The sequence below is a fragment of the Psychrobacillus sp. FJAT-21963 genome (genome assembly GCF_001420585.1).
In the GTDB taxonomy this organism is placed as follows: Bacteria; Bacillota; Bacilli; order Bacillales_A; family Planococcaceae; genus Psychrobacillus.
Genome location: NZ_LJIY01000001.1, coordinates 1,159,855 through 1,172,481, shown reverse-complemented (window position 1 = coordinate 1,172,481; position 12,627 = coordinate 1,159,855). Strand labels below are relative to the sequence as shown.

Annotated in this window: 13 protein-coding genes; 9 read left to right on the top strand and 4 right to left on the bottom strand. The window is 33.6% G+C overall.

From position 1 onward, the window contains the following. The first annotated feature begins 72 nt into the window (after positions 1-72). From AN959_RS05675 to AN959_RS05645, 7 genes are read left to right on the top strand one after another with little or no spacing between them, the layout of a single operon-like run. Positions 73-732, top strand: coding sequence for a GntR family transcriptional regulator (locus tag AN959_RS05675; protein WP_053591015.1), 660 nt, complete (start codon positions 73-75; stop codon positions 730-732). Further along, complete coding sequence (locus AN959_RS05670) at positions 733-1,935, top strand: PLP-dependent aspartate aminotransferase family protein (protein ID WP_053591014.1); 1,203 nt, start codon at positions 733-735, stop codon at positions 1,933-1,935. A gap of 23 nt (positions 1,936-1,958) precedes the next feature. Continuing rightward, positions 1,959-2,729: an amino acid ABC transporter ATP-binding protein gene (locus AN959_RS05665; RefSeq protein WP_056828975.1), complete on the top strand. Its 771-nt coding sequence runs from the start codon at positions 1,959-1,961 to the stop codon at positions 2,727-2,729. Continuing rightward, the gene (locus AN959_RS05660; RefSeq protein ID WP_253278873.1) at positions 2,722-3,555 is read left to right on the top strand and encodes a transporter substrate-binding domain-containing protein; all 834 of its coding nucleotides are present in this window, start codon (positions 2,722-2,724) and stop codon (positions 3,553-3,555) included. Before AN959_RS05665 ends, AN959_RS05660 begins: the two co-directional genes overlap by 8 nt. A gap of 36 nt (positions 3,556-3,591) precedes the next feature. Next, positions 3,592-4,329 carry an amino acid ABC transporter permease gene (locus AN959_RS05655; protein ID WP_056828970.1) on the top strand — a complete coding sequence of 246 codons (738 nt, stop codon included), beginning with the start codon at positions 3,592-3,594 and terminating at the stop codon, positions 4,327-4,329. Positions 4,330-4,374: 45 nt separating this feature from the next. After that, a complete protein-coding gene (locus AN959_RS05650) occupies positions 4,375-5,070 on the top strand; it encodes an amino acid ABC transporter permease (protein ID WP_056828968.1) in 696 nt (231 codons plus the stop codon). Between the two features lie 14 nt (positions 5,071-5,084). Beyond that, entirely contained in the window at positions 5,085-6,119 is a 1,035-nt protein-coding gene (locus AN959_RS05645) for a uroporphyrinogen decarboxylase family protein (protein WP_056829167.1), read from the top strand. Between the two features lie 222 nt (positions 6,120-6,341). Here AN959_RS05645 and AN959_RS05640 read toward each other — a convergent pair whose 3' ends face one another. Continuing rightward, positions 6,342-7,346 carry a nucleoid-associated protein gene (locus AN959_RS05640; protein WP_053591010.1) on the bottom strand — a complete coding sequence of 335 codons (1,005 nt, stop codon included), beginning with the start codon at positions 7,344-7,346 and terminating at the stop codon, positions 6,342-6,344. Positions 7,347-7,572: 226 nt separating this feature from the next. Then, complete coding sequence (locus AN959_RS05635; protein WP_056828962.1) at positions 7,573-8,304, bottom strand: alpha/beta fold hydrolase; 732 nt, start codon at positions 8,302-8,304, stop codon at positions 7,573-7,575. A gap of 200 nt (positions 8,305-8,504) precedes the next feature. Between AN959_RS05635 and AN959_RS05630 the strand changes: the two genes are divergently transcribed. Beyond that, positions 8,505-9,329, top strand: a complete 825-nt coding sequence (locus AN959_RS05630; RefSeq protein WP_172794317.1) for a squalene/phytoene synthase family protein — start codon at positions 8,505-8,507, stop codon at positions 9,327-9,329. A 59-nt stretch (positions 9,330-9,388) separates the two neighbouring features. Here AN959_RS05630 and AN959_RS05625 read toward each other — a convergent pair whose 3' ends face one another. Continuing rightward, positions 9,389-9,961 carry an urease accessory UreF family protein gene (locus AN959_RS05625; RefSeq protein ID WP_056828959.1) on the bottom strand — a complete coding sequence of 191 codons (573 nt, stop codon included), beginning with the start codon at positions 9,959-9,961 and terminating at the stop codon, positions 9,389-9,391. A 453-nt stretch (positions 9,962-10,414) separates the two neighbouring features. Beyond that, a complete protein-coding gene (locus tag AN959_RS05620; RefSeq protein WP_056828956.1) occupies positions 10,415-11,605 on the bottom strand; it encodes a class I SAM-dependent rRNA methyltransferase in 1,191 nt (396 codons plus the stop codon). A gap of 400 nt (positions 11,606-12,005) precedes the next feature. On the opposite strand from AN959_RS05620, the gene AN959_RS05615 reads away from it, so the two are divergent. Next, entirely contained in the window at positions 12,006-12,578 is a 573-nt protein-coding gene (locus AN959_RS05615; RefSeq protein ID WP_053591006.1) for a GNAT family N-acetyltransferase, read from the top strand. Positions 12,579-12,627: the final 49 nt, after the last annotated feature.

Below are 12,627 nucleotides of genomic sequence, written 5' to 3'. Positions count from 1 at the left end.
TTTTTTAAATNGGATTTTAATTAATAATAATTGTATACAAGTATATTGTTTTTAAGAAGGGTGGATGAAAAGATGCAAATAAGAAAGCTGGTGAAGGACAACGCCTATATAGGTATTAAAGAAAGAATTATTAACGGTGAATTAGCCCCAGATCAGATTCTTACGGAGGATTATTTAACAAACTTATTACAAATTAGTAGGACACCTCTTAGAGAAGCAATTCAGCGATTAGAATTTGAAGAATTTATTTTGAGACAACCAAATGGAAGGTTTAAAGTTTCTTCTATTTCTAAAGAAAATGCAATTGAAATTTATCAAATGCGCAGTGTAATGGAAGGGTTTATAGTCCGAAATGCTACAGTAAAAGCTACCTCTGAGGACATTAAGAACCTAGAAAAGATTATAGAAAAAACAAGGCTATCTATTTTAAATAGTGATCCTCAAAGTACGGTTCTTTATGGTAATGAGTTTCACGGTCTTCTGTATAAAATTAGTGACATGCATATACCAATAAAATTTTTAAGTATGTTAAACGATCATTCGTTAAGATACAGATTACTAATTTCAAAATCAGGCGTTTGGTATCCAAGTACAGTAGAAGAACATCAAACTGTAGTTGAATACATGAAACAAAGAAATGTTGAAGCTGCTGAGATGACTATAAAACTTCATATTGAAAAGAGTTTAAGCTCTCTTTTAAAGAAATTTAACCAAATAAAAAGGACTGATTAAATGAATAAAGCTAATTGGAAAATAGATACGAAAATTATTCACGAATGTTTAACGCCAGATGAAAAAACACGTGCTATTGTACCAAGTATTACTCCAGCTGTTGCGTATTCATTTTCCACTGCTGAAGAAGCCGCTAGTGTAGTAGCTGGAATGGAAGAAGGCATTTATTATGGACGCTATGGTAACCCAACAGTTCGCAAACTAGAAGAAAAAATTGCTTCTTTAGAATATGGTGAAGCTGCCCTTGCATTATCAAGTGGGATGGCTGCAATCTCTACTGCACTTCTCTCTTGTCTAAAAACTGGAGATCATGTATTAGTAACAAAAGATGTATATGGCGGAACATACAGTTTTCTCACTACATTAGCAGAAAGAATAGGTATCCAATTTGATTTTGTTGATTGTACAAATCCCAAGAATATTTTAGAAGCAATGTTGTCGAATACAAAAGCGATATACATCGAGACACCATCAAATCCAAATTTAACAATTTTAGATATTGAGCAAATTGCTAGTGTCTCAAAAAAAATGGGTGTGCCTTTAATTGTTGATAATACATTTATGAGTCCGATTTTACAGAACCCCTTATTGCTAGGTGCTGACATTGTTGTTCATAGTGGGACTAAATATATTAATGGTCATGGGGATGTACTATGCGGTTTTATAGTTTCTGATGCAAATAGAATTGACATGATGCGTAAAAAAATCATGGGGGATTTAGGACAAAATTTAAACGCCTATGAAGCATTTTTAGTAATTCGAGGTTTAAAAACAATTTCCCTTCGTATTGAGAAACATTGTTCAAACGCAAGGAAAGTTGCGGAGTTCTTAGCCTCACATCCCATGATTGAAAAAGTTTATTACCCAGGTCTGAAATGTCATCCAGGACATGAAATAGCAATAAAACAAATGAGGGACATGGGTGGAATTGTAAGCTTTGAAGTTAAGGGTGGGCTAGAACAAGGAAAACTGTTTATTAACTCTCTTGAACTAGCTATGATTTCATTTAGTCTTGGAGATCCAGAAACTTTGATACAACATCCAGCTTCTATGACACATGCTCAAATTCCAAAAGAAGAAAGAGCAAAGTATGGAATTACAGATGGTTTGATGAGATTATCTGTAGGTTTAGAGGATTCACAAGATATTATAAATGATTTGGAACAAGCATTAAAAAAGGTAGATATAAGGATGAGCGTCTAATTACTGGAGGGAGTGGTTTGTAAATGTTATCAATCAAAGACCTACGTTTGTCATTTAAAGATAATGAAATTTTAAAAGGAATTGACTTGGAAGTAAATAAAGGAGATGTAGTGACCTTAATTGGTCCAAGCGGAACAGGTAAAACTACTTTACTTCGTTGTATAAATTATTTAGAAAAGCCGGCAAAAGGAAAAGTTATTTTAGGTGATCTAAATATTGATTATGAAAAAATTACAAAGAAAGAAATATTAGCCCTAAGACGAAAAACCGCTATGGTTTTTCAACAATATAATTTATTTAAAAATAAAACAGTTATTGAAAATGTCATGGAACCACAAATGATTGTGCAACAAAAAAGTAGAAAGGAGGCCTACGAAAATAGTGTAGAACAACTAGAAAAAGTAGGATTAATAGATAAATTGGAATCATATCCCTCTCAACTTTCAGGAGGTCAGCAACAACGTGTTAGTATAGCTAGGGCGTTAGCGTTGAAACCTGAGGTAGTTTTATTTGACGAACCAACATCAGCACTTGATCCAGAATTAGTTGGAGAGGTTTTAAAGGTAATTGAAAATGTAGTATCTACTGGTATGACAATTGTTCTTGTAACACATGAAATGTCATTTGCACAAAAGATTTCTACAAAAATTGTCTTTATGGATAAAGGAAACATTGTGGAAGAGGGTTCATCTAAATCCATCTTTGAGGACTCTACAAATGCACGAACAAGAGAATTTTTAACTCATTTTAACACAAATAAATTAAATATTATGAAGGAGGAAGTTTATGGTTAAAAATTACAGGAAAATCCCAATAATTTCTGGTTTGTTTGCTCTAATGCTGCTGGGTGCATGTGGTGGAGAAGAAACTGATAAAAATGCAATGGCAGATGGTGTACGTTCGATTGAAGTGGCGGTTCCACCTGATTCAAAACCATTGAGTTATACAGATGAAAATGGTGAACTCACAGGCTATGAAATTGAAATTTTAAAGGCAGTAGATGAAAAATTAAAGGATTTTTCGTTTGACTTGGTAGGTGTTCATGACAGTGCTGCGGAAATAGGATTAGATACTGGAAAATATCAAATGATAGCACAGGGCTTATTTAGATCACCAACTCGTGAAGAAAAGTATTTAATACCAGACCAACATAACGGTGCAAGTTTAATGCGCGTATATAGTAATGAGAAGTTTACAGATATTGATTCTTTAGGTGACTTAGTTGGTAAAACAATTTCCCCTCCAACACCAAGTGGTGGAGTTTATAACTTATTAATGGCACATAACAAAGAAAATCCTGATAAAGAATTAAAATTTGATACTTCTGATGCAGGATTAACAGTAGCAGAAAGATTAAAAGATGTAGAAAGTGGTAAATACGATGTTTTAGTTTTACCTTCGAATTTAGGTGCAGCAGACATAATTGAAATGCAAAGTTTAAAGATTAATATATCAGATCCAGTAAAAGTCTTTCCTACATTTTTTATGATTCATAATTCCGAAGAAAATCAAGATTTTGCATCACAGGTAAGCACAGCTTTATCAGAATTAAAAGAAGAAGGCATGCTATCAGAACTATCCATTAAATATTACGGTGAAGATGTATTCCTGTTTGAGTAAAGTTTAGTAATTTCACGTTGACTAGGAGGGGAATGCATGGATTTAGCTTATATGATAGAAGTCTTTCCGGAATTAATTATGACCTTACCTATTACATTATTAATTATTATTGTATCTGCTATTTTTGGTTTGCTGCTTAGCATAGGTGTTACGTACCTAAGATTAAAAAAGTTGAAAATCATTGGTCCAATACTAGAAATCTATGTTTCATTCATGCGCAGCACACCAATTCTGATACAGTTATTTCTAGTTTTTTATGGTTTACCTGTATTAATGAATAGTCTTGGATTTAATGCTGGCGACTTTGGTGCTATTACTTCCTCTATTATTGCACTGATTATTTTTAATGGTGCATATTTGTCAGAGATTTTAAGACCCGCTTATCTATCCGTTGAGAGGGGGCAGCATGAAGCGGCAGATAGCCTAGGATATAAACCTTTTGAAAAGTTTCGTAAAATAGTCCTTCCCCAGTTAGCCCCAATTGCATTACCGGGATTGGGAAATGCCATTATCTATTTGGTTCATGATACATCTCTAGTTTTTACAATTGGAGTTGTTGACATAATGGGGCAAGCAAAACTATTGATAGCTAACACCTATGGTGAAAATAAAATTGAAATGTATCTGGCGATTGCTATTATGTATTGGCTAGTTTGCTTAGCTTCGGATCGAATTATTAAATTACTAGAGAATTTCACATATTTAAAGAGAATTAAGAGAAAGTCTAAGATAAAAAAATCTGAAGTATATAAAGACCCAGTATCGGCTCAATAGACTGAATATTCTCACTATAAATTTATTTTGAAAGGAGGAAGCCATTTGTTTGATATAGGTGTTTTCCTTGATGGAATATTTGAAATTTCAAAAGTTGTACCTAAAACACTATTATTAGCTATTACTATTTTGTTACTAGCACTAATAATGGGTGCATTTATACACTTGATTGTACATTATAAAGTACCATTTCTATCTCAAGTAATTGTTGTGCTTCAATCATTTCTGAGAGGGACACCAAATGTTGTGTTGTTATTTTTCATGTTCGCAGCATTACCAGAATTTCTTACCTTTATAACGGGAAATTTAGGAATTCCATTTGATGCAAATAAAATTGAACCTGTTTTTATTGTAATACTGACCTTTTCAATTAGTCTGTCTGTTTTCCAATCCGAAATCATTAGAGGAGCAATATTATCTGTTGATCCAGGGCAAAACGAGGCTGCGCATGCTTTAGGATATAGTTTCTGGCAGACATTACGAAAAGTAACATTGCCCCAGGCTTTGATTGCAGCATTCCCAGATATTATGAACTCACTTTTAGTTATTATTAAGGGTCTATCGTTGGCTTACTTGTTTACAGTTATTGATATTTTGGGCCAAGCGAAACTTCTTGGAGGATTTACACAACGATACCTTGAGGCTTTTACAGCTGCAGCTTTAATCTACTGGGGATTATGTATCTTGTTAACAAAACTTGCAAACAAGGTTGAATTTAAAATGAGGGAAGGATTTAATTAATGGGAGTGGATAAAATGAATAAGTTTGAGAGATTAAAGGCAGCATTAAATTTTGAGGAAGTTGATCAAATGCCAGTTAACCTTTGGATGCATTTGTCAGCAGTTGACCAAAACCCTAAAAGTTTAGCTTTAGCTCAAGTGGAATATGCACGAAAATATGACTTTGATTTTATAAAATTAATGCCTTTTGGTTTATATTGCGTAGAAGACTGGGGAGTTGAAGTTGAATACTATAGCCAAGTTAACAAACCACCGGTTGTAAAAAAATATGCTATTGAAAAAGTAGAGGATTGGGCAAATCTTGAAGTATTGCCTCCTATATACGGGACCTATGGTAAACAACTTCAATTAACTAAATATGTCGCTGCGGAAGTTAAAAATGAAATCCCATTTGTTCAAACAATCTTCAGTCCATTAACAGTAGCTCGTAAATTAGGTGGAGATAGACTTATATTAGATATGAAAGAGAATCCTGATCTAGTTAAGGCAGCTTTGGAAATAATCACAGAGACTACCATTAATTTTGTTAAGGCGAATATTGATATAGGTATTGATGGATTCTTCTTTGCGACACAATGTGCGACAACTGATTTTATGACAAAAGAAGAGTACGAAGAATTTGGTGTCCCATATGATCTAAAAGTAATTGAGAGTTATAATGACAAAACATTCTTTAATATTGTGCATATGCATGGTAATAATATCATGTTTGAAACTATTTCAAAATATCCAGTAAATTGTTTAAACTGGCATGATCGATGGAGTTCTCCATCAATTGCAGAAGCTCGGAAACTCACCGATAAATGTATATTAGGTGGAATTAGAGAGGTACCTTACTACGATAAAAATAATAATTTTATTAAAAATAGTTTGTTGTTAGATGGTACAATTCCTGAAATTGAAGAACATATTTTAGAGGCAATAAGCGAAGCAGACGGTAAAGGGATAATTCTTGGTCCAGGTTGTGTTGCAAGTCAAAATATACCCGAAAAGAATATATATGCTGTACGTCGTAGTGTTGTTCAATATGTTCCACAAACTCTCGTATAAGAATAATAATATACTTTAATTTCGAAACCCCTTCTATACTAAAAAAGCTCGCTTTAGGCGTTGATTCACACAAAGGATTGACGCTTTTTTTGCTGTAGCAATACCACTAACAAATAGAACATTTTAAAATGTCAAAACCCCTTGATGAACTGCCTTGTAAATGTTAGTTTGGTGTCTAACATTTACGGGGCAGTTCAGTTGAGGGATTCTTTTATTTTTGGATTATATTTCTTCTTGGAAATAGATTTTATAAAACTTTCGATTGGTTGCTTCATCATATCCAACCTCAATCAATTCATGTACTTGCTCGATATTACGTACGTTAACCTGAATTTCAATATTGGAGTCAAGTTTAATTTTACGGTTGTAGCCTTTTTCCGCCTTTGCAATTGCACTCTCAGAAATAACCGTTTCGTATGGTTTTACCGTATTTACGATAATATCTTTTTGTACTGAATCCGCCTTTTCAAATACCGTATCGATATAGTCGGTTACTTGGAATTCTTCTTCATTTCTAAAATAATCGAGCGTTTTGTTTAAAAAACCTAATTTCTCGGTATTTGTAAAACTCTCTTCTTTTAAAATATATTTTTTACACTCGGTTAATGCTAAATTTGTTTTATGATAATGTTCATCCGCTACTTTAATTTTTAAAAAGCGTTCTTGCCAATAGACAACATCTTCTTTCTTTTTTGTTTTCATAAAGACTATAGGTGCTTCGTCTGCCCCCATATCTATGATTACGGCCATATTATTTATTTTCTTAACATTAATACCGTCGATTCCATTCACAATCATTTTGTTTTGCTCGTTTTTTACATCTAAAAACATTTCTTTTTCATCTATTTTTACAATAGCGAGTACTCTTTTAACCTCTGTATGCCATATACAATTTTCGAATAATCCAATGAACAATTCTCCACTTTTAATATTAGGATGTTGCGATGAACTATGTAAGTGAGTGGCAATATTCTTTGATTGTTCAAGGAAACTATTCTCTTGATCGAAAATAGACTTAACGTATGTATATACTTCATTTAATCCAATATCTGTTTCATGAAAAAATTCGTAATGCTGCCCCAAATCAATTTTGCTAAATGCTAATTGCGTAAAGGCTGCCTCTAGCATAATCTCTGGATTAGCGAATGCCTCTTCTCCCAGGACAAGTGTATCGCCTACATAATGAGCGACATACTGTGCTAACTTACTTTCATTTACTTCTAGCATTGTCTTCACCTTCTAATCTTTAGTTGTAGATAATTTACCATATCACACTCCGTACAATAATTTCATGTGTTTTTCTAATAGAAATGATTGTTTTCATATGTAACATATTCCTTTGGATAAAGAATGAATCTCAAGCGAGCCATTGGCAGAATGGTTAAAGGAGTAACATAGCGAAAAAAAGAGGCATCCAAATGTACAGCTAATTGGATGTCTCTTCGAGGTTTTATTAAAAATGCTGGCGAAAAAAACGATCAAGCAACTTATTATACTCTTCCTTTTTCTCTAAGATTGGTAAATGTCCACAGTAATCAAATATGACGACTTCTGCCTTTGGCAAAAAGCCTTTGGTTATATAAATGCTTATTAAGGGGTTTATTTCATCGTATTTTCCTCCGATGATTAAAGTTGGAACTTTTACGAATGGTAATATTGGTAGATAATTAGATTGGATTGCTGACTGAGCGGACGCGATATAGGGCTCTTTACGAATAAGAAACATTTTCTTTGCCGCTAGAATGAGCGTGGATTCCTTTTGATAGAGACATTTTTTTGCAGTGTACGTTGTATAGTCGTCACTTGATGTCAGTTGTAGGTTCTTAACTCCTTTCATAACAGTTAATTGCCCTAAAAATGACGGGACATAAGAAAATGTATTAGACAAAACCATGGATAGGACACATTCTTTTTTTTGTTTGTAAATTTCTTGTACGACTAGACCTCCCATGGAGAGACCGCAAAAGTGTGCTTTTTTTATGTTTAATGAATCTAAAAGTGATAAAACATCTTGAGCAAAATTGGCAATGGAAATATTATTGGTTATTTCAGATTCTCCGTGTCCACGCAGGTCAGGTATTATTAATCGATAATTGGAAGAGAGGCTGAATTGGTTTACCCATGATTCTTTTTTACTCCCTAAGCCATGAATTAGTACTACAGTTTCACCCTGGCCAATGTCCAAGTAATAGATGATGCAACCCTCCTTTACTACAGATTCTAGTTCAATCGTGAATTCTGATTGTTTCTATTTTATTCAGAGGAAAGAAGAAGGCTACTTTTAGGGATGTGAAGAATACTTTCAGAGGGACGTCATTTTGTCTTTTTGCTGAAATCCGATACAATAGTATGTAGAGTATTTGATTGTGAAATGGAGGACTAGTTGTGCGTGAAAGAGCGGCTTTACAAAAAGAAGCAATGGACATGCTAAAAAAAACAAGTAGAACATTTTATATCCCAATCACCTTTTTAGATCCGACACTGAAAAAGGCGGTTGCTTCTGCTTACTTGTGTATGCGTGCGATAGATGAAATTGAGGACCATGAATCACTAGGGCATAACGAGAAACAACAATTATTATTAGCTACAAGCAAAATGCTGTTGAATGATTTTAATCCAAAAGAATACGAAGAGCTAGTTGCCCCTTTTAACAACATACTACCTGAGGTATCGATTAGACTGGGGGACTGGCTAGAAATTTGCCCTACAGATTTAGTTGAAACAGTAAAAGCCTACACCGGTGAAATGGCAGAAGGAATGGCTAAATGGGTAGGGAAAAACTGGCAAGTAAAAACCAAAGAAGATTTAGACGAGTATACATATTATGTAGCTGGATTAGTTGGGGTAATGTTATCGGACTTATGGAAGTGGAATGCGGATATAGATACAGATCGTGAGCTTGCTATAGCATACGGACGGGGTCTACAGGCAGTAAATATTTTACGTAATAAAGAAGAAGATAGTGAACGAGGAGTTCAATTTTTTCCAGAAGGTTGGACTCGAGCGGATATGTTTGATTATGCTGAAGGAAATTTGGCTATGGCAGATAAGTATATCAAAAGTATAAATCGTCGCAGTATCGTATTATTTTGTAAGCTGCCACTCGCACTTGCACATAAAACGTTAAAAGCATTAAAAAGTGGAAAAGAAAAAATGTCTCGAACAGAAGTCGAAGCTACGGTAGAAGAAGTACAAGCAGAGGTTAATTAAAACACAGAAAATCCCAAGTAGAGTATGAACTCTTCTTGGGATTTGGTTTTTTAAGAATCTTATTTTTCTATTGTGTAAGACGTGTTCTTCATCAAGTGTGCATTCTCTAAACAAGGTAGAGAACCTCCAAATTCTTCCTCGGGAAGGTGCAAAATCATTTCAACTTGTTCCTGTATAAACGGTTGAAGTTCATGGAGAATTTTTTTACCATCTACTTGTTTTAATGGGATTCCTCCCAATCCGTTTTGAACAAGTGAAGAAATAATAGCAAATAAATAAAAGGATAAAGTTCTTTCTAGTTCAATCTCTAATTCTGTACTTACAATCGCAAAAATAATGGTCGTATGTCCATGTAACTCATTTGCAGTTATTTTGTTTTCATATAATTTTAGGGAATCAAATGGATACAATTGTTTCGTAACTTGTATGAGCAGACGTCCCATTTTCTTGTTGCCTTCACGTATTTCTCTAGAACTTGCAAGGTTGAATAATTCTTTATCAATTTGTTTGATCTTGTTAAATTGCTGATTTTCAATTGCTTCATATGCTAACCGACAAGCTAGCCCCTCCGTGTAGCTAAACTGAGTTTGTAATTGTTGCTTCATTCCAAATAAAAAAGTTTCTTTATTCATTGTTTTTGCCTCTTGTAAAAACGTTTTCAGAGCAAGGGAATGTGTGAAGGCGCCTAAGGGGAAATTAGAATCAAAAATTTGCAGTAAGTGTATCAATTTATTACTCATGAGAGTACCGTGTAAATTTATATTTCTGATTTACTTTCCACCTTGTACAAACAAATGCTAAGCCGTGAAGTAATTTTTCGACTAGAAAACCAATCTTCATCTAGAAATCCTCCTATCCAATTAATACATGAAAGAAACAAATATTTTGATGTAAGGAAATATAACATCATTTTATAATTCATTATACATAAATCCTTGTATTAATCAATTTATTCTGAAAATATTANAAAGTGAAAAGAATACGTTAAGTTTTCTGACAAAATATTTTGTTCCTGTTAGAATAAAGACAAAAAAACACTGCCCTTTTAATTGAACTCTAGGCCAGTGCTTTTATATCTAAATAAATTATTTAGCTCTTATAAATAAAACCTTCAAATAATTACCCTCTTTAAATAAAGGAGAAGTCTTAAAGTCACTTGGAAGGGAAAATTCTTCTTCAATGATGTATTTTCGATTGCTTTCTTTAAAAGCCTTTTCTACAAAGCTTTTGAATTTCTTCATTCCAAAAGTCGCGTTGTTAGTAGAAGCAACGATTACACCACTTTTTTCAGTAATTGCAATCGCATCTTTTAATAAGTTTGTATAATCTTTAGAAGAGCTGAAAGTGTATTTTTTTGATCGAGCAAAGCTTGGAGGATCTAAAATAACAACATCAAAGGATAATTCCTTGCGTTTTGCATATTTAAAATAATCAAATACATCCATTACAATAATATCTTGTTTTTCTACATCGATACCGTTTACTTCAAATTGCTCGGTTGTTTTGCCGAGGCTTCGTTTTGCCAGATCGACACTCGTTGTTTTCGTTGCACCACCTGCTGCGGCGAAAACGGAAAAAGCGCCTGTATAGGAAAATGTATTAAGCACGGTTTTTCCTTTGGAATAAACCTCTCGAATCTTTTTACGAACATCTCGCTGATCGAGGAACACACCAACCATTGCTCCGTCATTAAGGTAAATGGCAAAATTTAGCCCGTTTTCTTTCACTATTAAAGGGAATTCTCCGCGTTCACCCTTCACAAAATCATCGTCTTCTAAATATTGACCCTTTGTATCAAATCGTTTCTTTTCATAAATGCCTTTATATGAAACAGACGCCTCTAATGCCTCTAGAATCATTTCTTTAAAGGAGTAAATTCCTTCGCTATACCAACTGATAACATAAAAACCATCAAAGTAATCAATGATTAAACCGCCAATTCCGTCTCCTTCCCCGTTGAAAACACGGAATGCAGTAGTTTCAGGACTATTGTAAAAATTATCTCGATGTTTGATGGCTACTGCTATTTTCTTTTGAAAAAATGCAGTATCGATTTTCTCGTTTTCATTTTTGGTAAGTAGCCAGCCAATCCCCTTATTTTGTTTTCCTACATAGCCTTTACCTATAAATTTACCAGAGGGATTCTGTAATTTCAGTATAGAACCTTCTTCTAAATTGTCAGTATCATTGAATGCATCTTTATATAAAATCGGAACACCCTTTTGCAAATCCTGAGCAAGTGTATCATTTATTTTCATATTTATTTCTTTTTGCATTATAGTCATCCTTAAGCTTCGTTTTTGTTTATTATCCCACACGAAGGCATTTTTAAAAAGTAAGGTGATAAATTAGGGTAAGGAAAGCTGTACATTTGTTGATATGTATTAGTGCGAAATATAGACTTTCGATGTTTCCTACAGGAGACAATTTATTGAAATTTAATTTCATGTATCTATCTCATCCTGTTATGAAATTTGACTTTAAAAGTAAGTAACTTTTAATCAAACTTTTTTAAACGATTACACTTCTTACAGAAAGTTGTTGAAGTATGATTATGAGATGGAAAATAGGGAATAAATATTATCGAGGATTTTTCTCGGCAACTTTGTTCCTCTTATAAAACCTCTCAAACAAACCCCCGAGCAAAATACAATTTTGGAAGGAGAATGGTTCCAAATGAATTGGTATGAAAAGCTCAATCAATACTTTCCAGTCGACGAAATGAAATCACGGGTGCATATGGAAACACTTTTAGCTGATAAAGGAAATGTGTATATAAAAGATGAAAGTCCAAAGCACGTATTAATGTACGTTGAATTTGAAAACTTTATCTTTGTGGATTATTTATTTGTTTCTAAGGAAGCTCGTGGAGAAGGTCTTGGCCGGAAATTATTGAATCAATTAAAAGAAAAAAATAAAGTCATTTTATTGGAAGTAGAACCCATTAACTATGATGATACAGATTCAGAAAAGCGACTTAGATTTTATGCACGTGAAGAATTTAAACACGCCACGCGCATTGGTTACACACGTCGCTCCCTCGCTACAGGTGAAAATACCGTTTTGGAAATTTTATATTGGTCCCCATCTGATGAAGATGAATCAGTAATTTACGAAGCCATGAAATGGACGTATGAAAACATCCACACGTATAAGGATGAGCACTTTTATGGTGATTCCTATGACCCGTCTCATGAAGTATTAGTGTTTAATGAAGAGGGTAAGAAAAATATGTTGAAGTCATACTGACAAGAGAGAAATAGTATAAGTAGACATAGATATACTAGGGATATAAAAT

Bases quoted from the DNA above. Each gene is read 5' to 3' on its own strand.
- AN959_RS05675 (WP_053591015.1), top strand. From the start codon at position 73: ATGCAAATAAGAAAGCTGGTGAAGGACAACGCCTATATAGGTATTAAA.
- AN959_RS05670 (WP_053591014.1), top strand. From the start codon at position 733: ATGAATAAAGCTAATTGGAAAATAGATACGAAAATTATTCACGAATGT.
- AN959_RS05665 (WP_056828975.1), top strand. From the start codon at position 1,959: ATGTTATCAATCAAAGACCTACGTTTGTCATTTAAAGATAATGAAATT.
- AN959_RS05660 (WP_253278873.1), top strand. From the start codon at position 2,722: ATGGTTAAAAATTACAGGAAAATCCCAATAATTTCTGGTTTGTTTGCT.
- AN959_RS05655 (WP_056828970.1), top strand. From the start codon at position 3,592: ATGGATTTAGCTTATATGATAGAAGTCTTTCCGGAATTAATTATGACC.
- AN959_RS05645 (WP_056829167.1), top strand. From the start codon at position 5,085: ATGAATAAGTTTGAGAGATTAAAGGCAGCATTAAATTTTGAGGAAGTT.
- AN959_RS05640 (WP_053591010.1), bottom strand. From the start codon at position 7,346: ATGCTAGAAGTAAATGAAAGTAAGTTAGCACAGTATGTCGCTCATTAT.
- AN959_RS05625 (WP_056828959.1), bottom strand. From the start codon at position 9,961: ATGAATAAAGAAACTTTTTTATTTGGAATGAAGCAACAATTACAAACT.
- AN959_RS05620 (WP_056828956.1), bottom strand. From the start codon at position 11,605: ATGCAAAAAGAAATAAATATGAAAATAAATGATACACTTGCTCAGGAT.
- AN959_RS05615 (WP_053591006.1), top strand. From the start codon at position 12,006: ATGAATTGGTATGAAAAGCTCAATCAATACTTTCCAGTCGACGAAATG.